This is a genomic window from Lactobacillus leichmannii (assembly GCF_024701915.1).
In the GTDB taxonomy this organism is placed as follows: Bacteria; Bacillota; Bacilli; order Lactobacillales; family Lactobacillaceae; genus Lactobacillus; species Lactobacillus delbrueckii.
The window spans coordinates 85330-108661 of the sequence record NZ_QOCY01000018.1 but is presented as its reverse complement, the minus strand read 5'-3'; the positions used below and the strand labels follow the sequence as shown (position 1 = coordinate 108661).

Genomic DNA, 23332 nt, shown 5'->3' with positions numbered 1-23332 from the left:
CAGGCCTTTTTGTGGTAAAAATATATTAGCGATTATTTTAAAAGGAGAACCCACATTGATCTTAATGAAAGATATTGTCCGCGACGGGGATCCCGTTTTGCGGCAAGTTGCGCAAAAATTGACTTTTCCCTTGTCAGACCACTACCGCAAGCTGGCCGATGACATGATGGAATACCTGGTAAACTCACAAGATCCAAAGATTGCCGCCAAGCACCAGCTCCGCGCCGGGGTCGGTCTGGCTGCCCCGCAGGTTGGTGAGGGCGTGTCTATGGCTGCCCTGCTTGTGCCAGACGACAAGGGTGAAATCATCTTTAAGGAAGTTTACGTTAACCCGGAAATCATTTCTGAATCCGTCCGCAAGACCTGCCTGGGCGAAGGCGAAGGCTGCCTAAGCGTTGACAAGGTCATCGACGGCTACGTTCCGCGGCCAAACAAGGTTACGGTTCACTACTGGACCGTTGACGGCGAGGAAAAGACCATCCGCCTCAAGGGCTACCCAGCCATCGTCTCCGGCCACGAAATCGACCACTTGAACGGACACCTCTTCTACGACCGGATCAACAAGGAAAACCCATTTGCCCTGGATGAAGACACCATCGTCATCTACTAGGCTCAATAGTCCAAGCCATCCCGCTTCGTCCTGGCTTGGGCTTTTTTGCCTCCTTAGATCAAGTATGTTTCTATACTTGCTTTTCTAATTATGCTAAACTTTAATTAGCTATTGAGTATTTTTGGCAAAATTTCTCAAACAGAGATCAAATTACAATTAAACAATAAGGAGATTTTTTATGATCTACAAAGTTTTATATCAAAAGGACAAGATCGTTAACCCACGCAGAGAAACGACCCAGACTCTCTACATGGAAGCCGACAACGTTGTCCAAGCCAGAGCCCTCGTTGAACAAAACACCCCCTACAACATTGAGCTCATCCAAGAATTAACCGGCAACTCCTTGAAGTACGAACAAGAACACGCCGACTTCAAGCTGACTGCCTTTGGACAAACTAACAGTGAAGATTAAGCAAAACGAAGTAGCCGTTTTCGCGATCGGGGGATTACACGAAATCGGCCGTAACATGTACTGTGTCCAGTACCAAGACGAAATCGTCATCATGGACTGCGGCATCAAGTTCCCGGAAGATGATCTGCTGGGGATCAACTATGTTATCTCCGACTACTCTTACTTGGTCAAGAACCGGGAGAAGATCAAGGCCCTGGTTGTCAGCCACGGCCACGAAGACCACATCGGCGGGATTCCCTTCCTGCTGGAAAAGATTCCGGAAATTCCAGTCTACGCCACGCCTTTTGCCCTGGCCTTGATCAAGAGCAAGTGTGAAGAACACGGGATCCTGGACCGGACCGAGCTGCATGAAGAGCACGAAGACACGGTTTTGACTTTTGACAAGCTGAAAGTGACCTTCTTCAGAACCACCCACTCAATCCCCGACACTTTGGGGATTGCCGTCCACACTCCGCTGGGCGCGGTCGTCTTTACTGGCGACTTTAAGTTCGACTTGACCCCGGTCATGAACCAGCCGGCCCCTAACTTCCAGAGAATGGCCCATCTGGGCGAAGAAGGCGTTTTGGCCCTCTTGAGTGACTCAACCAACGCCGAAGTGCCGCAGTTTACCAAGTCTGAACGCTTCGTTGCCAGCTCTTTGCACAACATCATCACCGGCATTAAAGGCCGGATCATCTTTGCCACTTTCGCTTCCAACCTTTACCGGGTGTCAACCGCCATTCAAGCCGCGATCGACACCGGCCGCAAGGTGGCGATTTTTGGCCGGAGCATGGAGAACGGGATCCAAAACGGGATCGACCTGGGCTATCTGGATGTGCCGGAAGGCTTGATTGTCGATGCTGAAGCAATCAACTCCCTGCCGCCGGAAAAGGTCATGCTCCTCTGTACCGGTTCCCAGGGTGAACCCCTGGCTGCTCTCTCCCGGATTGCCAACGGCACCCACCGGCAGATCAAGTTGAAGCCGCATGACACTGTGATCTTCTCTTCCAACCCGATTCCAGGCAACACCCTGAGCGTTAACCAGCTGATCAACAAGCTGATGGAAGGCGGGGCCAACGTGGTCCACGGCCGGGTCAACAATGTCCACACTTCCGGCCACGGCGGCCAGGAAGAACTGAAGCTGATGGTCGAACTGACCAAGCCGAAGTACATGATCCCGGTGCACGGTGAATACCGGATGCAGGTTGTCCACGCCCACCTGGCCCAGCAAGCGGGCGTACCGGCAGAGAACACCTTCGTCTTGAAGAACGGTGAAGTGGTCTGCTTCAGCCCTGAAGGGGCCAGAATCGCCGGCGACATCCACGTCAAGGACGTCTTCGTCGACACTTCCGGTGCTGCTGATGTCGGCAACATCGTGGTCCGCGACCGGCAGATCCTGTCTGAAGAAGGGCTGGTAGTAGCCGTAGCCACGGTTGACTACAAGCACAAGCAGGTTTTGGCAGGCCCTGACATCCTCAGCCGGGGCTTTGTCTACATGCGTGAATCCCAGGACTTGATCAACGCGGCCCAGAAGCTCGTCTACCATGTCTTGAAGACGGAAATGGCCAAGAGCGACAAGCCTAAGGACAGCGAAATCCGCAAGGCGATCATCGAGAGCCTGCAGGACTTCCTATACTCCCGGACTGAAAGACGGCCAATGATTCTGCCAATGCTGGTCGAAAAGAAATAAAGCTTGATAGCAAAAAAGAACTCCTTCCGGAGTTCTTTTTTTATTGCTTGAAGAGGTCATTAAAAGCCTCGCTCATGGTCGGGTGGGTGTAGATCTGGTCACGCAGGAAGCTGTAAGGCAGCTTGGCCTTCATGGCCAGGGCGATCTGGTTGATCAGTTCATGGGATTCCAGGCCATACAGGCTGGCCCCCAGGATCTGCCCGCTTGCCGGGTCAACCAGGGCCTTGAACAAGCCCCGGCTGTCCTTGGCGACTTTGGCCTTGGGAATGGCGGCAACTGGCAGCTTGAAGAGCTGGTAGTCAAGCCCAGCCTTTTGGGCGGCTTTTTCATTAAGGCCAACAGCTGACAGAGGCGGGGTGATGAAGACGCTGGTCGGCAGGATTTGCCGGTCACTGACTCTTCGCTTGTCTTCGCCAAAAAGCTGGTCCTTGACAATTCTGAAGTCATCCAGGGAGACATAGGTAAATTGCGGTCCGCCCTTGACATCGCCCAGGGCCCAGACCTGGTCAGCACTTGTTCTTAAGCGATCATCAACCTTGATATTGCCCCGGTCGTCAGTTTCAATCCCGGCTGCTGGCAAATTAAGATCAGCCGTGTTGGCCCGCCGGCCGGCAGCGACCAAGACTTTGTCAGCAGCAGCCGTCAATTTTTCTTCGCCTAATTTGTAGTCAATTACGACCTGGTCAGCTTCGTCGCTGACTTTTTCAACATCTGCGCCTAAGATGAATTTAACCCCGGCTCTTTCCAGGTCAGCCTTGACGGCGGCTTTAATATCGTCATCTTCTCTTGGCAAAAATTCCGGGCTATGGTCCAAAACAGTCACCTGGCTGCCATAATTGGCAAACATGCCTGCAAATTCCAGGCCGATGTAACCGGCCCCCAGGATCAAGAGCTCTTTTGGCAGGCTGGTCAAGTCCATGGCCTGGGTGGAATCCAGCCGCTTCTTGCTCTCTTTTAAACCAGGAACAGGCGGCAAGACCGGGCTAGCCCCGGTGTTGATGAAGATCCGGTCGCTCTTAAAAATCTGCTTGCCAGCCGGCCCCGTGACTTCGATTTCTTTTTCGCCAATAAAGCGGGCCTGGCCGTCAAGGACAGTCACCGTCTCTTCTTGCGCCAACATCTGGTAGTTTTTCTCCCGCAACTGGGCCGTCATCTCATTTTTGCCAGCGACTGCTTCCGAAAAATCGCTACCGGCTGCCCCTTCCAAAATCAGGCGCTTGGACGGCAGGCAGGCGATGTTGATGCAGGTGCCCCCGTACATTTTGGCTGACTTTTCCACCAGGAGGACTTCTTCGCCCTGCTGGCCCAGGAACTTGGCCAGGGTCTTGCCCCCCTTGCCAAAACCGATGATGATGTTTTTGACTGTCTTCTTTGTTTCTTTTTCTGTCATTTTTTACCAAACTTTCTCAAAGGTTAACTAACTTTTTGTAAGTTAATTTTAGTATACCCCATTGCCTTCCTTTTGTCAGCACTTTACTTACAAAAAGTAACTTTCTTAATTTTGGGGTGAAAAAGAAAGACCAAGCTAAGTGGTCTTTCTGTCAAAAACTTTATTAAGTTAGGCTCCTGGCCCCTTGGTCCGGACGATTTCCGCCAGATTCTTGCATCCCTGAACCAGGTCCTCCATGCCGACCATGGGGGAAATCTCCGCCCGGCTGATCCGGGCCCCGGTCAAGATGTAGTCTTCGGCTTTTTCTTCTTTATCCAGAGTATTCTCTGTAGAGTCACTACTCTCTTGCTTACTTTGTTCTTCTGGCTTAAAGCGGTCCTTCAAGAGCCAAACCAGGTTGGTCCGCCGCTCATTGCCCTTGACCCGCATGGCCTGGGCAAAAGCCTGCTCTTCTCCGACCATGACCAGCTTCTGGGAAGCCCGAGTGATGGCCGTATACAAAAGATTGCGCTTGAGCATGATATAGTTCTGCATGGTTAAGCAGAGAATGACCAAAGGAAATTCTGACCCCTGGGACTTGTGGATGGTGATGGCATAAGCCCGGGTCAGGTTATTCAAGTCTGCCTGCGTGTAAGCCACTTCTTTGCCGTCAAAATTGACCAAAAGCTTGACTTCGTCATCCTCGTCTTCCAGCATTTCCGGGTCAACGGCCACGACCTTTCCAATCTCGCCGTTGTAGATCCCCCGCTCCGGGTCATTTTGCAGCTGCAGGACCCGGTCATGCAGGCGGAAGTTCTCACCATGGGCCTCAACTGCTTTATCATTGCCCTTTTCCGGGTTGATCACCCGCTGAAGGGTGTCATTCAAACTGTTGATCCCCCCGTCGCCCCGGTACATAGCCCCTAGAACCTGGATGTCGTCAGCCGCAAAGCCACTCTTTAAGGCTGCCTGGGTGATCTGCTCGACGGCGCTAGGCACGGCATGGGGCTGGCAAGGAATAAAGGAGTAGCTGGCCGTCTTTTGCAAGAGAACAGCCGGGTTGGCTCCTTCGTTGACCGCGTGGGCCAGGGGAATGATCGTTGAATCGTCCTTTTGCCGGTGGACCACCTGCAACTGGCAGGTCGGAATGAAGTCCGCCTCGATCAAGTCAGCGAAAACCTTCCCCGCCCCGACGGATGGCAATTGGTCCTTGTCACCGACAAAGACCAGGTGGTGAACATTGCTGATGGAGCTGAGCAGCTTTTCAAAGAGGTAGATGTCGACCATGGACATTTCGTCGACGATCAAGATCTCCCCTTCCAAATCATTCAGCTCCATTTCCTCGCTGTTGTCGATCCCCAGGCCCAAGAGGCGGTGGATGGTCTTGGCGGGATAGCCGGTGACTTCCCCCATCCGCTTGGCTGCCCGGCCGGTTGGCGCGGCCAGGAGAATCGCTTCTTCAGCTTCTTCTTCGTCCATGTCGACCAGGTCCTTTAAGACCAGCAAGATCCCGTCAATGATGGTCGTCTTCCCGCTCCCGGGTCCCCCAGTCAGGATGGAGACCGGACTGGTTACCGCGTTTTTGATGGCCTGCTTTTGCTCAGGGTCATAGCTGATCCCCAGCTTCCTTTCGGCCCGCTTGATGGCCTGGTCCAAGTCCTTTTCCCGGTAGTCCGCTTCCTTGCCCTTGGCTAAAAGGTCTTCCAGGTCGGTCACGATCTCGCTTTCCACTTGAAATGGGGCCAGCAGGCTGGCCCGGCCTCTTTCCACGACGACCTTCTTCTTGTCCTGCAGGTCGTTAACTGCTTCTGCCAGGCGGTCAAAATTTATATTTGTCAGTTCCTTGGCGGCTGGCAAAAGTTCTTCCAGTTCCAGGTAGGTTTCCCCCTCCATGGTCAAGGCCTGGAGCAAAACCGCCAGGATACTGCCATCAGCCCGCTCCAGACTGTCAAGGGCAATTCCAAAGCCAATTCCCAAGTGGTCGGCCTGCTTGAAGGAATAGCCGGTCACTTCGCCTAAAGGCAGGTAGGGATCGGCCTGCAGTTTTTTCAAGGTCTGGTCATGGTACTTCTGGTAAAGGCGGCCGGCCACCTTGCGGGGAATCCCGTAACTGGCCAAAGTCATAGCCAGGTCGTCAAAGGAATCCATCTGGGCCAGGCCGGACAAGAGGCTGTCTTTTTGCTTTTGGGAAAGATCCAGCTTGGCGATCAAGGCTGGATCAGCCTGCAAGCTCTTTAAGCCCCCGCTGCCCAGCTGGTCAACGATTTTTTCCGCAGTCTTGGGCCCGATGCCAGGGAACTTGTCAGAAGACAGGTACTTGACCACCCCGCCAGTCTCTTTCGGCAGGGCCGGCTGGCAGCCAGTCGCTTGAAACTGCAAGCCGTACTTGGGGTGGGTGACCAAGTCACCGGTAAAGTTGTATTCCTGGCCAAGCTCCAGGTCCCCGAAGGTCCCCGTCACCTTGATTTCATCATCGTCATAACCGGCCAGAGGCTGACTTACGGCGACTAGCAAGATCTTGTACATGTTTTGCGCGTTTTCATAAATAACGCTCTTTACTTCACCGCTAAACTCGGTCATTTCCCGCTCCTTATTATTCTTTCCCAGCCCCTGCCTTTCCCTGGCTCAGCAGCTTCAGCAGGGACTCATACTGGTCTTTGGCTTTTTGGTAATATTTGGGATCCTGCTTTTTAGACTTGGCAAAAAATTCTTCCGCCTGCTCCCGGTCCTGGCTGAAATAAGTGAGGCCCAGCAAAAAGTTCAGCTTGCTGCTTCTCTGCCCTTCAGCAATTTCCAGGTAGCTGGCCCGGGCTGCTTCCAGCTCTCCTAAAGCCAGCCAGATGTCCCCGATGAGCTCTTTTACCCGGTCGTCACTTTCTTTGATCGACAGGGCATAAGCCAGGGCCTTCTGGCTCTGGCCCAGCTTGAGGTAGACCAGGGCCTTTTGGTACATGGTCATGTCATCATCCGGAATCTGGGCCAAGCGGGCCAGGGCCTGATCAAAGTCGCCCAGGGCGTAGTCACAAACCGCCAGGTCATAGACCAAGGCCTGGGGATCTTCCGCGATCCCCCGGGCCTTGGTCAAGAGCTCCCGGGCTTGCTCAGCGCTGCCCTGGTCCAGGAGGTAAGTGGCCAGCTGCAGGTAGTTGGCAGTTTCCCGGGGATTATGGTCGATTTTCTCAATCAAGGCATGAATCGCCTGGTCGACTTTTCCTTCTTCATAAAGCTGATTGATCTTCTGATCCATTACAAACCATCCGTTTCTGACATCTTGTGCTCTAAAGGAGTAACGTCTGACCACTTGACCAGCTTGAAGGCAGGGCCCTTTTCCTGGCTTGCCAAGACTGAAACACTGGTATTGTAGATAACCCCGTTTTGTCTGAGATTGGCCAGGTCATAGCCTAAAAGCGCCCCCATGATGGCTGATAGAACTGCCCCGTGGCTGACCACCAGGACCTTGTCGCTGTCTTTGGGGTATTTTTCGGCCATTTCCCGGCCGAAATCCAGCCCCCTGGCCATGGCATGCTCATAGCTTTCCCCCTCTACGACAGTATTGTCGTATTTGTCCGGGTGATGCCAAAAATTGTCGATTTCCTGGGGATAGAGCTTTTCCGCCTCAGCGTACTTCATTCCTTCTAGCTTGCCCAGGTTCATTTCCCGCAAACGTTCATCGATGTGTAAGGGCAGGCGGATCCCGGCCACGCCAATCAGCCCTTGGGCAGTCATTCTCGCCCGGTCCAGGGGGCTGGCGTAAACCGCCTTAAAATGCTTCCCTTGTAAATAACGTCCCAGCTTCTCAATGTCGGCCAAACTTTCCGGCAATAATTTTGAATCGCCTTGCCCGCCCTGGAAACGCTGCTCCAGGTTCCACTGTGTCTTGCCATGTCTTACAAAATATATTTCCATGATTTTTATCGCCTCTCGTAACTATCACTATTTATTATAGCAAAAGACGGCCCCGCTAAACACGAACAAGGCCAAGTCCGCCGGGACTTGGCCTTGCCGTTAAACTAATTGCAGCTTTTTGTCATCCTTGAAGGCAGCGTCAATGTTTCCGCCGCCCAGGCATTCCTCGCCATTATATAAAACCAAAGCCTGGCCCGGGGTAACTGCCCGGGCTGGCTCGTCAAAGTAGACATCAGCAGTCTTGCTGGCTGCGTGGTACTTGACCGTAACGCCAACATCGCACTGCCGGTAGCGGAACTTGGCGGTTGCCTTGAATTCCGTGTCCTCCTCAGGGTTGCCGGTAAAGAAAGTCATGCCGGAAGCCTGCAGGCGGTCAGCGTAAAGGCGGGGGCTGTCATAGCCCTGCTCCACGATCAGCTGGTTCTTTTCCAGGTCCTTGCCCACGACAAACCAGGGAGCGGTTGACTCCTTGGTTGAACCCAGGCCCAGGCCCTGCCGCTGACCGATCGTATAGTACATGAGACCGGCATGATGACCGACAACCTTCCCGTCCGGGGTTACCATGTCCCCGCCTTGGGCTGGCAGGAATTCGCTGAGGAAGTGCTTGAAGTTTCTTTCCCCAATGAAGCAGATGCCAGTTGAGTCCTTCTTCTTGGCGTTGACCAGGCCGGCTTCTTCGGCAATCCGCCGCACTTCCGGCTTGGTCAGGTCTTGCAGGGGGAACATGACCCGCTTGATCTGCTCTTGGGTCAATTGACTCAGGAAGTAAGTCTGGTCCTTGTTGCCGTCCTTTGGCCGCATCATGTGGGTTACCCCGTTTTCATCGACCATGGTCTTGGCATAGTGGCCCATGGCCAGGTAGTCCGCGTCCAGGTCCAGGGCATATTCCAGGAAGGACTTGAACTTGATTTCGGTGTTACACATGATGTCGGGGTTAGGCGTGCGCCCAGCCTTGTATTCCTTCAAAAAGTACTGGAAGACCCGCTCCCAGTATTCTTTTTCGAAGTTGATCGAATAGTAAGGGATGCCGATCTTGTCGGCTACCTTTTTGACGTCTTCGTAGTCTTCAGTTGCCGTGCAGACACCATCATCATTGGTGTCGTCCCAGTTCTTCATAAAAACGCCGACGACGTCGTAGCCCTGCTGCTTGAGCAAGAGGGCCGAAACTGAGGAGTCAACCCCGCCGCTCATGCCGACAACGACTCTGATCTTGCTATTGTCAACCATTAAATCAATCCTTCACTTCGCTTAAAATCTTCCGCTCCTCCAGGTCCTTCAAGATGTAGTCCAAAAGTTCAACCGTCGGAGCCAGCTGCTTGTTTTTAAAAATGTTTACCTTCTTCAGGCCGCTTGGATCCGTAACGACCATAGTCAAGCTGGTCAAGTCGCTCTTGATGGTCATCTTCAGCTTGGTCGTCGCGTTGTAAGGCGATTCGTTGTAAAGCGGGTGCTCATAGACAAAGTTGCCCCGGGGGGTCTTCTGGAAGCCGGCGTCAATCAACGCATACAGCTTCACGTCTGGGTTAAGCATAAACTTCCGCTTGTCGCCATTGATCATCACAGTATTAGCCATAAAGTAAAACCTCGCTTATTAATTGTAAGTACATTCCCTTGAAAAAGCAACTATTTAGTCTTCCCGCTTCCGGTCTTGCAGCTTGCGGGCCACCTTCACCAGGGCAGCCGCGAAAGCTTCCACTTCTTCAACCGTGTTGTAGCGGCCAAAAGAAATCCTGATCGATTCGCTGACCTTTGGTGAATCCTGGCCAAACATGGCCGTCAAAACGTGGGACGGGGTCAGGCTGCCGGCCGTGCAGGCCGACCCGCCTGAAACAGCGAAGCCAGCCAGGTCCAGGTTGGCCAAAAGGACATAAGTGGACAAACCGTTTAAACGGAGATTCAAGACATGGTGGGAAACCAAACCGGTCAAGGGGCTGTTGACCTCATAGGCCACCCCGCTCTCATCCAGCCGGCTCAAGATGATTTTCTGGAAATCAGTGTATTTGGCCTGCAGGTCAGCCTTGCTTTCTGCCTGAACTTCCGCTACAGCCTGGCCAAAGCCGGCAATCCCCGGCACGTTTTCCGTACCAGCCCGCCGCTTCAGTTCCTGGTCGCCGCCGTAAATCCGGTTTGGCAGACGGATCCCGTCTCTTTCATACAGGAAGCCCAGGAATTTCGGCCCGTTGATCTTGTGGGCTGAAGTCGACATAAAGTCGATTTCCATTTCTTTCACGTCCAGGTCAATGTTGCCCAGGCCCTGGACAGCGTCAACATGGAAGAAGGCCTGGCTGTCTTTGACGATTTGGCCGATATCCTTGAGGGGGTTGATGCTGCCGACTTCGTTGTTGACAGCCATGACTGAGACCAGAATCGTGTCTGGTCTGATGGCCTCGCGGAGCTGGTCAAGGGAAATATGCCCGTCTCTGTCCACGTCCAGGTAGGTCACCTCATAGCCCAGCTCCTCCAGGTGCTGCATGGACTTTAAAACTGATTCATGTTCGATCTTGGTCGTAATCAAGTGCCGGCCAACTGCTTTTTGCATTTCCGCCACGCCAAAAATTACCGTATTGTTGCTTTCAGAACCGCCGGAGGTAAAAATAATCTCCTGGTCTTTGGCATTGATTGCCTGGGCGATGGTGTGCCGGGCCGTTTCCATGCTGTTGCGGGCCTTCCGGCCCAGGGTGTGGGTGCTGGAGGCATTGCCGAAGTCATTGGCCATTTCATCCGTGATCACGTCAATGACGGTCGGTGACATGGGCGTGGTTGCCGCGTTGTCAAGATATACCTGCTTCATTAAAAATCATTCTCCCTTAAGTATTCCACGATCAGTTCTGCCGCCTGGGCACCGACCTTTCTGACAAAGGCTGCAAAATCGTTGTCAGCATCTTCATCCCCATTGTCGGAGATGGCCCGCAAGGCGATCAGCGGAACGTTAAAGTGGTAGGCCACTTGGGCAAAGGCTGCCCCCTCCATTTCCACGCACAGGGCGGTTGGGAAATTGCCCAGAATTTCGTCTTTTTGTGCCTGAGAGGAGATGAAGGAATCCCCGGTCACGACCAAGCCTTCCTTGTAGGCCACGCCCTTTTTGCCCAAAAAGTCCTTGAACTTGTCTCTTTCCGCGCAGTCCAGCTTAAAGCGGGCCGGTTCCTGCGGGATCTGTCCTTCGACATAGTTGCCCGCTGAAGTGTTGTGGGCATCGTGGTAGGCGAATTCGCTTGGTAAAACCAGGTCCATCCGCTGAACTTCTTTTTGCAAGGACCCTGCCGACCCGGTCATGATGACCAGGTCGATCTTTTCCTTGGCCAGGAGGCTGGTCAGGTTCATGGCCGCCTGGACCTTGCCGATCCCGGTCAAGCCCAGGTAAAGATCGTTGCCGGCAACGGAAAAATGTTCGAATTCCGTTGAACCGAACATTTCTTTTTTACCTGAGGAAAAGTATTGATGATAAAATTCAGCTTCTTCAGCCATTGGAACAACGATTGCAATTTTCATCGGTAATCCTCAATTCAGTTTAAAATTTCAATAAAATCACCCAAACCAGGATGATCAAGAGGCACACGACCAGGATAGCAAAATTCAGCCTTTTTTTCAGCCTTTCTGCCTTTAAGGTCTTCTGGTCCTGGTCCTGCTTAAAAGCAGGAAAAGCAGCTGAATCAGCTGCTTCCTGTCTATTTGCCTTTTCTGCTTGCTCTGCCTGGCGGCGGCGGTAATCGGAACGTTTTTCTGTCATAGTCTAACCTTCTGAACCGGTCAGCAGCATGTTTTCCCATACGGAAATAGCATAAATGGTCTTTGCGTCGACAATTTTGCCCTCTGTCAACAGGTTCTTTAACTCTTCAAGGCTGTACCATTCTGCCGTCAAAAATTCATCCTCGTCCAGGTCCAGTTTGTTAGCCACTGGGCTGAGCGTGTCACAGTAGAAAAGGTGCAGCTTTTCATTGGAAAATCCCGGTGAAGTGTAGAATTCGGCAACCTTTTCCCAGTATTCGGCTTTCAGGCCGCCTTCTTCATTTAACTCCCGCTTCATTGCATCCAAGGGACTCACGTCGCTAGCATCAATCATTCCAGCTGGAATTTCGAGAGTCAGTTGCTTGATCGCTTCCCGCCATTGCGTAACCAGGAGCATCTTCTTTTCATCGTTGATGCAGATGGCCGCGGCAGCAGGCCGGTGGTCGACCAGCTCTCTGGAGGCGGTTTTCCCGTTTGGCAGCATCACGGTTTCAACATGCAGGTTGATGAAGCCGCCGTGGAAAGCCTCCTTCGTTGAAATTTCAGTTTCCTTTAAATCCATATGTCATTCCTTTGCTTAGTCTTTGGCCAAGTAAACGTTGATGCACTGCAGTCCGTGTTTACCCTGGGCAAGCTGGTATCTCACCCGCTGGCCGACTTCAAGCCTCTTATAGCCCTCCTCCTTGATGGCAGTATAAAAGACAAAATATAATTTGTGATTTTGGTCGTCTTCGATAAAGCCGAAACTTGCTTTTTCGGCAAATTGTTTTACAAGTCCGGTTCGCATTAGTCTTCCAGGCCTTCTTCAAGTATTTCCGGGTGGTCGCCGGCCACGATAGATGCGCAGCGGCCGCACAGCTGCGGCAAACGGCTGTCAGCGCCCAGGTCAGTCCGATACATCCGGCAGCGTAGGCAGACTTCGCCTTCGGCCCGGCGGACAAGTACGCTGGCCTGGTCAAATTGCTTGGCTTCAGCCGGTACTTCCCCTTGGCCCATGACCAGGTTGGACACGATCAAGATTTCCCGGAAGTCTTCCCCAGCCAGCTTGTCCAAGGCAGCCTTGGCTGCTTCGCCTGGGTAAACCGTTACGCTGGCTTCAAAGGACTTCCCGATCAGCTTTTGGTCCCGGGCTTCTTCCAGAGCCTTCAAAACATCGTCGCGGAGCTTCATGAATTCGCCCCAGCTTTCCTTCAAGTCGTCAGCGTCAGCGTAGTCTTCGATTTCAGGGAAGTTGGACAGGTAGACGTCTTCTTCCTTTTCCTTCAAGTAGCCCCAAACTTCGCCCATGGTGTGCGGCAAAATTGGTGCCAGGATCTTGGCCAGCTTGACAGCGGCATCGTAGATCACCGTCTGCATTGACCGGCGGGCGTGGCTGTCCTTGCCTTCGATGTAAAGGACATCCTTGGCAAAGTCCAGGTAGAAGGCGGACAGGTCGTTGGTGATGAACTTGAAGACCAGCTTGTAGACGTCAGCGAAGTCATACTTGTCGTAGTTGACAATGCTTTCGGCAACTAAGTCGTTAAGCTTGACTTCCAGGTACTGGTCGATCTTGCGCAGGTCCTTGTAAGCTACCCGGTCCTTTTCCGGATCAAAGTCAGCCGTGTTGGCCAGCATGTAGCGGAAGGTGTTTCTGATCTTCCGGTAGCCTTCTGAAACCTGGCGCAGGATGTCCATTGACACGCCGACGTCGCCGGAAGCGTCAACGGAAGCAACCCAGAGGCGGATGATTTCGGCCCCCATTTGCTTGATGACATCGTTAGGAGCGATCGTGTTACCCAATGACTTGGACATCTTCCGTCCTTGCCCGTCCAAAGTAAAGCCTTGAGACAGGACTGACTTGTAAGGAGATACCCCGTTGGTAGCCACGCTGGTGATCAAACTGGAGTTGAACCAGCCCCGGTATTGGTCACTGCCTTCCAGGTACATGGAAGTCGGGTAGTGAACGTCTCTGCCCAGAGCCTGGACCCCGCTCCAGGATGACCCGGAGTCAAACCAAACGTCCAGGATGTCAGTTTCCTTGGTGAACTTGCCATTTGGTGAGTGTTCTGAAGTAAAGCCTTCTGGCAAAAGTTCTTCAACCGGGTGGGTGAACCAGGCGTTGGAGCCTTCCTTGGCAAAGAGGTCAGCCACGTGTTCGATGGTTTCATGCGTCACGATGGCGGTGCCGTCTTCAGCGTAGAAGATTGGCAAAGGCACGCCCCAGGCACGTTGGCGGGAAATCACCCAATCGCCCCGGTCCTTGATCATGTTGTAAAGGCGGGTCTTGCCCCAGGCCGGGTAGAAGGTGGTCTTTTCAATCTGGTCCAGGATCTGGTCTCTGAACTTGGAGATTGAGGCAAACCATTGCGTGGTTGCCCGGTAGACTACCGGCTTCTTGGTCCGCCAGTCGTGAGCGGCGGAGTGGACAAAGGTGCTGTAGTGCAAAAGGTTGCCGGCAGCCGTCAGCTTGTCCTTGACGATTTCGTTGGTGTCAGTGTAGAACTTGCCCACCAGGTCCGGGTCAGGGATTTCTTCAGTGAAGCAGCCCTTGTTGTCCATTGGGGACAAAACGTCAAAGCCGTAGCGCATGGCAGTGTTGTAGTCGTCTTCACCAAAGCCGGAAGCGGTGTGGACCAGGCCGGTACCATCATCGTCAGTAACGTAGACAGCTTCCATCAAAAGGCTGTCGCGGCCTTCGATGTAAGGGTGCTTGGCCACCATGTATTCCATGTCCGTCCCCTTAAGGTGCTGAACAGTCTTGTAGCTGTCCCAGCCCAAGATTTCGGCTACGGCACTCAAGCGGTCAGTACCGACAACGTAACGGCGGTCGCCAACTTCAACAACTGAGTAGTCAAACTTCGGGTTAACGGCAATCCCTTGGTTGGAAGGAATAGTCCATGGCGTGGTCGTCCAGATCAGGAAGTAGGTGTTTTCTTCACTCAGCTTGCCCTTGCCGTCCTTGACCGGGAAGGAAATGTAAATTGATGGTGATTCCACGTCGTGGTATTCGACTTCGGCTTCCGCCAAAGTTGATTCACTGGACCAGGACCAGTAAACCGGCTTCTTGCCTTGGTAGATGTAGCCATTTTCGTACATCTTGCCGAAGATCCGGATTTCTGCGGCTTCAAATTCCGGCAAAAGGGTGATGTAAGGGTGGTCCCAGTCGCCCATAACGCCCAGGCGCTTGAAGTCGGTCCGCTGCTTTTCAACCTGCTCCATGGCAAACTTCCGGCACAATTCCCGGTAAGCAGCCCGGTCCATGGTCTTGCGGTCAACGCCCTGCTTGGTCAATTGCTGCTCAATTGGCAGGCCGTGGGTATCCCAGCCCGGAACGTAAGGAGCGTAGTAGCCTTCCATGTTCTTGCTCCGGACGATGATGTCCTTGGTGATCTTGTTCAAGGCGTGGCCCATGTGAATGTTGCCGTTGGCAAATGGAGGTCCGTCGTGAAGGTCAAATCTTTCATGGCCTTCGTTAAGCTTCAAGCGTCTTTCATAAAACTTCTGGTCTTCCCAGTTCTTTTCCCATTCTGCTTCCCGCTTGGGCAGGTTGCCCCGCATTGGGAACTTGGTCTTGCCCAGGTTCAGCGTATCCTTAACTCGCATATAAAAAATCCTTTCGCTAAAATAAAAAGCCTCATCCTAAAATAGGACGAGACTATCGTGGTACCACCTAAATTGAGCCCCGAAGAGCCCCACTCCTGCTGGCTTATCGTGCCGGCCCCCGCTCAGACCAATCGGCAGCTGATCGCTCGCCGGCTTGTGTTAATCTTCCACCATCATTAACTCGCTAAGGTCGCCTTTAAGCAGGACTGTCAGTCTGATTTATTAATCGTAATTATGTAAGAGATAAAAAACAATAAAAAAGTTCTCTATCTACAGTAAAAGAGTTTAAGGCATCAACCAGCCCTTTGTCAAATATTTATTGCCTTTTTGCTGGCCAAAACTGGCCTTCCACCCGCAGGCGGCCTTTTTTGCTGGGCTGGACAGACAAGAGCTTGACCCGGCCAAAGCGGCGCAGGCTCAAGATGTCGCCAACTTTCAGCAGGCTTTCACCTTTTTCTTCTTCATGCCAGTTTAAGCGGACCTCGCCGGCCTCCAGGGCCTCTTTAACCTGGCTGCGGGACTTATTGCTTAGAGCCGCTAAAACCGCGTCCAGGCGCATGGAGGAAGCTACAGCGGTAATGATCTCGGAATTGTCTTCTGCTTCCAGGCGGTCTTTTAAGGGCTTCTCTTCCAGGCGGACCTTGACTGGCCCCATCCGGTCGATTTGACTGGCAAAAAAGCCAGCCAGTTCTTTTTCCGCGAAAAACTGCCACCGGCCTTGCCCGTCCGTGATGATGTCGCCAAAAGTATCTGTTTTTACCCCGGAATTGGCCAGGCTGCCCAGAATCTGGCTGTGGCGGAGACTGGCAAATTTTTGCGGGTATTCAATTTCAAAAAGCTGAACGTGGTAGTCATCTGGGCGCAGGTTCTCCCATTCCAGGCTGATGTAGAGCCGGCACTTTTCCGCTTCTTCATAGCCGCCAAAAGCCTGCACGATGGCTTCCTCGCCGGCGATCGTCTCCATGATCTGCCTTTGCCGGGGGTCCAGGAAGTCCGTCAAAAAGGCCTGGCCGGTAAACAAGAGGCGATTAAAAAGACCAACAAATTGGTCAATTGTTGGTCTTTCTTCAATTGCAAAATATGGGTAAAAGCTGCTGGCCTGGCGCTTGTCCATCACAGGAAGATCCTCCCTAAAATGCTAAAGAGCCAGCCCAAGGCAACGCTTTGGACAAAGTAGATCACAAACAGTGCAATCATTGGTGAAATGTCGATGCCAGTCGCGTAGATCAAGCGCAGGATCGGCCCCTGCCGGAAAAGGTTGACGAAGGGGTTGACGATCCGGTCGATCCAGCGGCCGGCCGCTGATTCGCTGATGGCCGGAATCCAAGACATAAAGGCATCAATAATGATCAAGAGGCTGTAAGCTTCACAGATGAAGTAGAGCAGCCGGTACAAAAAAACCAAAAATGTTTGCATTAACCTAAAGTATCTTTCTTATCAAGCAGTTCAGTGATCTTGCCGTCAGTTTCAAACTTCGGCGGAGTAGCCAGGAAGATCTTGTCGCCGACGCGCTGGATTTCACCATTGAGGGCGTAAACTGTCCCGGTGATGAAGTCGACTACCCGACGGGCAGAAGCGTCGTCCATCCGGCTGAAGTTGATGATGATCGCCCTTTGGTTGAGCAGGTTCTGGGCTACTTCCTTAGCGTCAGAATATACCCGCGGTTCGTAAAGGACGATCTTGCTTGGCCCGCTGCCAGCCTGGCCGGCCTTAATGGACACGACATTGCTGTCACGGCTGTTAGTTGGCCGGTTGCTATTTTGCATTTCTTCTTGTTCGTCGTAATGTTCCTCGTAGGCGTCTCTTTCCTCATAGGAATCGTTGTCGCCGAAGCCGAAAAAGTCCTTAAATTTGTTGTTCATTTACTCTGCCTCCTTTACCGGTCCCGGCGGTGCTTGAAGAACGGAATATCGTCGTCATCATCGTCGTCGTAATCGGTGTTGATGTCAATTTGGGAAATGGCGCTGCTTGGGTCAGCATCCGAAGCCGCTTCCTTTTCTTCAGCCTGCCGCTTTTGTTCTTCCGGGTTTTGCCGTCTTGAGTAGTCATCGTCGTTGAGGCCCCAAACGCTGATCGGGTCCATCATGGCTGGCTTCTCTTCCTTGACCGGGCTGGTCGGCTTAGCTGCTTCAGCTTGAACTGGCGCTTCTTGTACTGGAGCAGCTGGAGCAGCTTCTTCCGGAGTCAAGATCTTAGGCGCAGCTGGCTTTTCTCTAGGCGCACTCACTTGGTGGCCGCGGCCTGGCAATTGCTTGGAAGCAGCTGCTTCAGCTTCGTCATCAATCCCGGTAGCGATCACCGTAACCACGACTTCATCGCCCAGGTTAGGGTTGATGGCCGTACCGAAGATGATGTTGACATCTTCGCCGGCAGCCGTTGAAACGATTTCTGAAGCATCCTGAGCTTCAAACAGGGTCAAGTCCGGACCGCCAGTGATGTTCAAGAGGACCTGCTTGGCCCCGTCGATGGAAACTTCCAAAAGCGGTGAGGAAATCGCCATCTTGGTTGCTTCCACCGTCCGGTTTTCGCCGCTGGCCCGGCCGATCCCCATCAAGGCTGCCCCCTGGTTTTCCATGACCGTCTTGACGTCAGCAAAGTCCAGGTTCACGTAGTCAGTTGAAGTGATCAAGTCGGAAATGCCCTGGACACCCTGCTTGAGGACGTTGTCGGCTTCCTTGAATGCTTCCATCATCGGTGTCTTCTTGTCAACGATTTCCAAAAGCCGGTTGTTGGCAACGATGACCAGGGTGTCAACGTATTCCTTCAGCTTGGCAATTCCCTCAGCGGCGTTCTTGGACCGCTTAGGGCCTTCAAAGCTGAATGGACGGGTAACCACCCCAACCGTCAAAGCACCGGTTTCCCGGGCAATTTTGGCGATTACCGGGGCTGCCCCGGTACCAGTACCACCGCCCATGCCGGCAGTGATGAAAATCATGTCAGCACCCTTAAGTGCGTCTTCAATCGTTTCTTCGCTTTCTTCAGCGGCCTTTTGCCCGGTTTCAGGATGTGAACCTGCCCCCAAGCCCCTGGTCAGTTTCGGCCCCAGCTGAATCTTAACTTCAGCGTTGTTGCTGTTCAAAGCCTGTACATCAGTGTTGGCCGCGATAAAAGAGACGCCTTGAACGCCGTCTTCAATCATCCGGTTGACGGCATTGCCGCCTGCCCCGCCAACACCAATTACTTTGATAACTGCGTTGTTGTTGTCATCTGAATCAAAAGTAAAATCCAAAGCCATCTACGTTTACCACCCTTAATCAAAGAACTTTCTGAGAAATGCAGCTAAGCCCTTGTTTTTATTTTCGTTATTATTAGTCTTTTCTTCATGCCGGGTTTCAGTGTCTACTTCCCCATCAAGCTTAGTCTTATTATAAGCTAATTCAGTATTATTTTCAGCTTTCTTCGTCACTCTTTTAGCATTTTTTTGACTATTTCCGGCACTGGTCGGCCGCTCGTTTGAAGCAAGAGCTGAATCATGATAAATCACGGTGTTGGCCAGGTAGCCGATATCGCTTAGGTTGTTGGCATAGTTGACGATCCCGTAGGCCACTGAATAAACCGGATTGCGCAGGCCAATCTGGGCTGGCTGGTAGATCTTGGCCTTAACGTCATAGTCAGCCGCTACCAGGTCATCAATCCCGGCCAAAAGAGCGCTGCCCCCGGTAATAATAACCCCGGCCGGCAAAGACAGGGCATCATGGTTGTAAAGGCCCCGGCCCACCCGGCGCAGGATCTGCTGCAGACGGGCATTGATGATCTCACTGAGATACTTCTCGCTGACCAGGTTGTTTTCGTCCTTGCCTACAGCCTTGACCGCGAATTTTTCATTTTCTGAAGCCAGGTCCGGGTCGGCATAGCCATAATCCCGCTTCAAAGCTTCAGCATCGCTCATTGTCGTTGACAAAACCACGGAAATGTCGTGGGTAATGTCGGCCGCCCCCTTCAAGTCGACGGTAGCGTACTTGATCTGGCCATCGCGGATGACCGTGGCGGTCGTGCTGCCGCCGCCCATGTCCAGCAGAATTGCCCCGAAGGTTCTCTCTGCCTCATCCAGGGCTACGCTGGAAAAAGCCATCGGTGCCGGAACAAAGAAGTTGTTCTGGATGTCAGCGTGCTTTAAGACCGTGTTGATGTTGTGAATCTCCGCTGACGGCGCCGTCATTACCAGCCCCTGGACGAGAAGGGAGCGGGCAATCATGGTCCGCGGGTCGTCAACGTCCTTTTCCCCGTCGATCAAAAAGCGGCTGGGGAAGAAGGCCACTACCTGCCGGTCCTTTTTCTTGGCAGCCTTGGTAGCCGCGTACATGACCCGCTGGACGTCTTCATTAGCTACTTCCTTGCCGGAATCAGAAATATTGACCAGGCCGGTTGTACTTTCCAGCTGCAGCATGCTGACTGGCAAGGCAGTCACTACCCGGTTGATCTTGCTATTGGTCTTCTCGCTGACCTGCTGGATAGCGTTTTTGACAGATTCAGCAACTTGATCGATATCAACGATCTTGCCATGCCGCATCCCCCGCGTAGGAGCGGCAACTGCCCCGTAAACCTGCAGCTCTTGATGAGCGGCGTCGGCAACAACGACTTTGATGCTCGTGGTCCCAATGTCCAAACCAACTAACAAAGTTGAATTATCCAAGTTTCCTTACCCCAATTCTAATATATAGATAATATCATAATTATTTAAAGATACAAAATTAAGACAAGCCGTAAGCCTTTTTTTCCGCGCTAGTCAAAGGGCGGGTAAAGGCACCGACTTCCATGTCAATGACACTGTTGGTTGTCAAATCCTGTTTAATCGAGTTATAGTACTTAACCTTGGATTTTATCGTCTCAGTGTTGCCGATTATCACATTGCCATCTTTCATGACCAGAACCATCTGGGTTTTGCGCCTGGTATTGCCAGACAGCATCTTGACTTGCTTTTTGAAATATTCAGGAAAAGAGTTAAAAATTTTAAGGTTGGTCTTCAAGGCCACCTGCTTGCTGTAGCCGATAAAAAGCGGCTTGTCATGGTCGACCTCGCTCCAGGCCAGGCTCTTGGTGCCCAGTTCCCCGTTGGCGAGAATTTTCCGGTAGCTGGACCCGTCTTTAATATAGCCGATCACTTTCCGCTCATGCACCTGCATGTTCAAGGTGTTCAGCCCCTTGACCGATAAAGTGACCGAAGCCACTTCAGGGTATTTAGCGGCCAGCTTCTTGCTGATCTTCTTTTGCCCCCGCAAGGCATCAACGACCTTGTCAGAAGCCTTGATCTGGGCTACTTCAACCATGCTTTTGCCATCTAGGTCATCAGCTCCGAGCACCCTGACCGTTGATACGTCGGCTAAAGGCGAGACGTAGTAGGTTAAAAAAGCGATAGCCAAAAGGCAGACGGCCATGATCGAACCCAGCCGGGTAAGCAGGCCCCGCCGGCGTTCTTTCTTAAGCGAAGTAAGCTGGCTCGACAATTTGCGCGTTTCCTGCCCCTGTCCAGGTTCGTGGCGTAAGAATTTAGAGAGCTCCTCTTCTGGGTCTCTGCGGGTTATCCGTTTGCGAGCCATTGCTTCCTCCTAATCGTTTATTATCAGTTCTTCTTGGCAATTTCCTTCATGACCTTGATGACCTGGTCAGATGCATCGGGCACGCCCAAGGCCTTGGAAGCCTGCCGCATTTTTTCGGCATAGCTCTGGTCCAAAAGCAGGTGGTCAATGGAGGACACGAAGGTGTTTTCGTTCAGATCATCTTCCGCAATCACCAAAGCCGCCCCGGCCTTTTCCAGGTCCATGGCATTCTTCATCTGGTGGTTGTGGGTCACGTTAGGACTGGGAATCAAGATGACTGGCACGCCCAAGGCCGTGAACTCAGCCAGGCTGGTTGCCCCGGACCGAGAAACAACGCAGGTCATTTCCGGCAAAAGGCCCGGCATGTTGGCGATATACGGCACGACCTTGATGGAGTCGCCGTAGTCAACATCAGCCAGCTTTTTCTCAATCGCGTCATAGTAGTAAGTCCCGGTTGCCCAGATCACTTGGTAAGGCTTCTTCTTCAGCTCCATCAAAGACTTGAGCATGACCCGGTTGATGGCCAAGGCGCCCCGTGAACCCCCGAAGACCAGGACAGTCGGAATCTGGGGGTTAAGGCCCAAATCGCCTGCCAGGTCAACTGGCTTGGCATTTAAGCTCAAAACCTGCTGGGAACGCGGGTTGCCGGTCTTGACCAGCTTCTTTTTTTCCGAAAATTCCTTGGCCGCGTCGTCAAAAGTATAGCAGATCTTGTCCACGTAGTGGCCTAAGAACTTGTTGGCCACCCCGACCACGGAGTTGGACTCGTGGATCATGGTCGGAATCTTCATCTTGCTGGCTTCGTAGACAATCGCCCCGCTGACGTAGCCGCCAGTGCCCAGGACAACGTCCGGCTGAAAGTCAGCCAAAATTTCCTTGGCCCGCTTAGTCGCCTTTAAAAAGAGATGGATGGTCTTAACATTGTTCAACAGGTGCTTTCTGTCAAAGCCTTGGATGTCGATGGTCTTAAAGTTGACCCCGGCGGCAGGCACGATCTTGGATTCCAGCCCCTTCTTGGTGCCGACGAACAAAATCTCATCGTCTTGGCAAATGCCTTCTTCCTTCAGGCGTTCAATCAAGGCCATGATGGGATAAATGTGGCCGCCAGTGCCGCCACCAGAAAAAATAACTCTCATTTTATTTCTCTTCCAATTCTTTTACATACTTGACAAAATATTCGCCGCGTTCTTCAAAGGTCTTGAACTGGTCCCAGGAAGCGCAGGCCGGTGAAAAGAGCAGGACGTCGCCGGCTTCAGCCAGCTTGGATGCTGCCTTAACCCCTTCGTGCAGGTTGTCAACGACCACGATGGTCTTGATTCCGGCCTTTCTGGCCGCGTCCGCCAGCAGGTAACGGGTTTCCCCGTAAGTTACGATGGCCTTGACGTGCTTTTTAAGCAGATCAACCAGGGAATCAAAGACAAAGCCCCGGTCCAGGCCCCCGGCCAAAAGGACTTCCGGCTGCTTGAAGGACTGGATGGCCACGGTGGCTGCTTCAATGTTGGTTGACTTGGAGTCATTGTAGACCTTGACCCCGTCAAGGGTGGTCACGTACTGCAGGCGGTGTTCAGCCCCGGTGAAGGTGGACAAAACGGCCGCGATGTCGTCCTTGCCCGCCCCCATCAGGCTGCTGATGCCGATGGCAACCAGGGAGTTTTGCAAATTGTGGATCCCCGGCAGCTTGATGTCGGCAATCTTCATCATCTTTTCTTCGCCATGCATCAAGTAGTCCTGGCCAATGTAGAAGTCTGCAGCTGGATCATTTTCACTGAAGGTCAGAATCTTGGCCTTAGTTGCCTTTTCTTCTCTAGTCAGGATATCCTTTTGGTCAAAGTTGGCCAGGAAGTAGTCGCTGGCCTTTTGGAAGCGGCCAACGTTCAGCTTGGCGTCAACATAGTTATCAAAAGTCTTGTGGTAGTCCAGGTGGACATTGTTATAGATGTCAACGATGGCGGCTACCTTTGGCTCAATGTCGGTTACCCCCATCAGCTGGAAGCTGGACATTTCCACGACCAGCAGGTCGTCTGGGCCGGCCTGGTTTAAAACTACTTCAGAAATCGGCCAGCCGATGTTGCCGACCGCGTAAGCGTGGTGGCCCTGCTTTTGCAGGTAGTGATCCATGATCTGCTGGGTCAGCATGACCGTGGTGGTCTTGCCGTTTGAACCAGTGACGCAGACATAAGGCGACTCACTGGCGCTTAAAGCAACTTCAGGTTCAGTGATGATCGGAACCCCTTTTTCGCTGGCCTTAGCCACCATCGGGTTCTCGTAAGGGATGCCGGGGTTTTTAACCAGGTAGTCAAACTTTTCTTGGTCAAACAGGTCAACCGGGTGGCTGCCGCCAATTACTCTGACGCCCAGGTCAGCTAACTGCTTAGCCTTCGGGTCAGCAGCCAAGTCGGCCTTGTCGTTTAAAGTCAAACGCGCGCCCAGCTTAAGGAGCAGCTTGCTGACCGCAAAGCCGCTCCGGCCCAGACCTAAAACAAGAATGTTTTTACCAGCATATTTATCGATTTCTTTCATC

The 23332-nt window shown here is 52.6% G+C and carries 23 protein-coding genes; 3 read left to right on the top strand and 20 right to left on the bottom strand.

The window, feature by feature from the left end; all coding sequences use genetic code 11:
• Positions 1 to 55: 55 nt before the first annotated feature.
• The 3 genes from def to rnjA all read left to right on the top strand — a co-directional run bounded on the left by def (position 56) and on the right by rnjA (position 2691).
• Positions 56 to 610, top strand: coding sequence for a peptide deformylase (def, locus tag DS743_RS01685; protein WP_002879096.1), 555 nt, complete (start codon positions 56 to 58; stop codon positions 608 to 610).
• Positions 611 to 788: 178 nt separating this feature from the next.
• Positions 789 to 1022 carry a DNA-dependent RNA polymerase subunit epsilon gene (locus DS743_RS01680; protein ID WP_003617492.1) on the top strand — a complete coding sequence of 78 codons (234 nt, stop codon included), beginning with the start codon at positions 789 to 791 and terminating at the stop codon, positions 1020 to 1022.
• Positions 1012 to 2691 carry a ribonuclease J1 gene (gene rnjA, locus DS743_RS01675; RefSeq protein ID WP_035183495.1) on the top strand — a complete coding sequence of 560 codons (1680 nt, stop codon included), beginning with the start codon at positions 1012 to 1014 and terminating at the stop codon, positions 2689 to 2691. The genes DS743_RS01680 and rnjA overlap by 11 nt, the downstream gene beginning before the upstream one ends.
• A gap of 40 nt (positions 2692 to 2731) precedes the next feature.
• On the opposite strand, the gene DS743_RS01670 is transcribed toward rnjA, so the two are convergent.
• From DS743_RS01670 to murD, 20 genes are all read right to left on the bottom strand, one after another.
• Positions 2732 to 4081: an FAD-dependent oxidoreductase gene (locus DS743_RS01670; RefSeq protein WP_003611409.1), complete on the bottom strand. Its 1350-nt coding sequence runs from the start codon at positions 4079 to 4081 to the stop codon at positions 2732 to 2734.
• Between the two features lie 168 nt (positions 4082 to 4249).
• Complete coding sequence (gene recD2, locus DS743_RS01665; protein WP_035183496.1) at positions 4250 to 6640, bottom strand: SF1B family DNA helicase RecD2; 2391 nt, start codon at positions 6638 to 6640, stop codon at positions 4250 to 4252.
• Positions 6641 to 6653: 13 nt separating this feature from the next.
• Positions 6654 to 7307: a tetratricopeptide repeat protein gene (locus DS743_RS01660; RefSeq protein ID WP_002879102.1), complete on the bottom strand. Its 654-nt coding sequence runs from the start codon at positions 7305 to 7307 to the stop codon at positions 6654 to 6656.
• On the bottom strand, positions 7307 to 7966 hold the full coding sequence (locus DS743_RS01655; RefSeq protein WP_258945800.1) for a histidine phosphatase family protein: 660 nt from the start codon (positions 7964 to 7966) through the stop codon (positions 7307 to 7309). The genes DS743_RS01660 and DS743_RS01655 overlap by 1 nt, the downstream gene beginning before the upstream one ends.
• A 99-nt stretch (positions 7967 to 8065) precedes the next feature.
• The gene (mnmA, locus tag DS743_RS01650; protein WP_003617483.1) at positions 8066 to 9193 is read right to left on the bottom strand and encodes a tRNA 2-thiouridine(34) synthase MnmA; all 1128 of its coding nucleotides are present in this window, start codon (positions 9191 to 9193) and stop codon (positions 8066 to 8068) included.
• A gap of 4 nt (positions 9194 to 9197) precedes the next feature.
• Positions 9198 to 9539 carry a DUF1831 domain-containing protein gene (locus DS743_RS01645; RefSeq protein ID WP_003617482.1) on the bottom strand — a complete coding sequence of 114 codons (342 nt, stop codon included), beginning with the start codon at positions 9537 to 9539 and terminating at the stop codon, positions 9198 to 9200.
• A 54-nt stretch (positions 9540 to 9593) separates the two neighbouring features.
• Complete coding sequence (locus tag DS743_RS01640) at positions 9594 to 10757, bottom strand: cysteine desulfurase family protein (RefSeq protein WP_035183498.1); 1164 nt, start codon at positions 10755 to 10757, stop codon at positions 9594 to 9596.
• Positions 10757 to 11455, bottom strand: coding sequence for a 5'-methylthioadenosine/adenosylhomocysteine nucleosidase (locus tag DS743_RS01635; RefSeq protein ID WP_003617480.1), 699 nt, complete (start codon positions 11453 to 11455; stop codon positions 10757 to 10759). The genes DS743_RS01640 and DS743_RS01635 overlap by 1 nt, the downstream gene beginning before the upstream one ends.
• 19 nt (positions 11456 to 11474) lie before the next feature.
• Complete coding sequence (locus tag DS743_RS01630) at positions 11475 to 11693, bottom strand: hypothetical protein (protein ID WP_003617478.1); 219 nt, start codon at positions 11691 to 11693, stop codon at positions 11475 to 11477.
• A 3-nt stretch (positions 11694 to 11696) separates the two neighbouring features.
• Positions 11697 to 12254, bottom strand: a complete 558-nt coding sequence (locus tag DS743_RS01625; protein ID WP_002879120.1) for an NUDIX hydrolase — start codon at positions 12252 to 12254, stop codon at positions 11697 to 11699.
• Between the two features lie 15 nt (positions 12255 to 12269).
• On the bottom strand, positions 12270 to 12479 hold the full coding sequence (locus DS743_RS01620) for a cold-shock protein (RefSeq protein WP_002879123.1): 210 nt from the start codon (positions 12477 to 12479) through the stop codon (positions 12270 to 12272).
• Positions 12479 to 15274, bottom strand: coding sequence for an isoleucine--tRNA ligase (gene ileS, locus DS743_RS01615; protein WP_035183503.1), 2796 nt, complete (start codon positions 15272 to 15274; stop codon positions 12479 to 12481). The genes DS743_RS01620 and ileS overlap by 1 nt, the downstream gene beginning before the upstream one ends.
• Before the next feature lie 316 nt (positions 15275 to 15590).
• Complete coding sequence (locus DS743_RS01610; RefSeq protein ID WP_035183505.1) at positions 15591 to 16388, bottom strand: YlmH family RNA-binding protein; 798 nt, start codon at positions 16386 to 16388, stop codon at positions 15591 to 15593.
• Entirely contained in the window at positions 16388 to 16690 is a 303-nt protein-coding gene (locus DS743_RS01605; RefSeq protein WP_002879126.1) for a YggT family protein, read from the bottom strand. Before DS743_RS01605 ends, DS743_RS01610 begins: the two co-directional genes overlap by 1 nt.
• Entirely contained in the window at positions 16690 to 17136 is a 447-nt protein-coding gene (locus tag DS743_RS01600; RefSeq protein WP_003617471.1) for a cell division protein SepF, read from the bottom strand. The genes DS743_RS01605 and DS743_RS01600 overlap by 1 nt, the downstream gene beginning before the upstream one ends.
• A gap of 14 nt (positions 17137 to 17150) precedes the next feature.
• Positions 17151 to 18509 carry a cell division protein FtsZ gene (ftsZ, locus tag DS743_RS01595; protein ID WP_013439340.1) on the bottom strand — a complete coding sequence of 453 codons (1359 nt, stop codon included), beginning with the start codon at positions 18507 to 18509 and terminating at the stop codon, positions 17151 to 17153.
• 15 nt (positions 18510 to 18524) lie between these two features.
• On the bottom strand, positions 18525 to 19907 hold the full coding sequence (ftsA, locus tag DS743_RS01590) for a cell division protein FtsA (protein ID WP_035183507.1): 1383 nt from the start codon (positions 19905 to 19907) through the stop codon (positions 18525 to 18527).
• Positions 19908 to 19965: 58 nt separating this feature from the next.
• A complete protein-coding gene (locus DS743_RS01585; RefSeq protein WP_072544220.1) occupies positions 19966 to 20811 on the bottom strand; it encodes a cell division protein FtsQ/DivIB in 846 nt (281 codons plus the stop codon).
• Between the two features lie 23 nt (positions 20812 to 20834).
• Positions 20835 to 21947, bottom strand: a complete 1113-nt coding sequence (gene murG / locus DS743_RS01580; RefSeq protein ID WP_035161873.1) for an undecaprenyldiphospho-muramoylpentapeptide beta-N-acetylglucosaminyltransferase — start codon at positions 21945 to 21947, stop codon at positions 20835 to 20837.
• A gap of 1 nt (position 21948) precedes the next feature.
• The gene (murD, locus tag DS743_RS01575) at positions 21949 to 23331 is read right to left on the bottom strand and encodes a UDP-N-acetylmuramoyl-L-alanine--D-glutamate ligase (protein WP_035183512.1); all 1383 of its coding nucleotides are present in this window, start codon (positions 23329 to 23331) and stop codon (positions 21949 to 21951) included.
• Position 23332 lies beyond the last annotated feature (1 nt).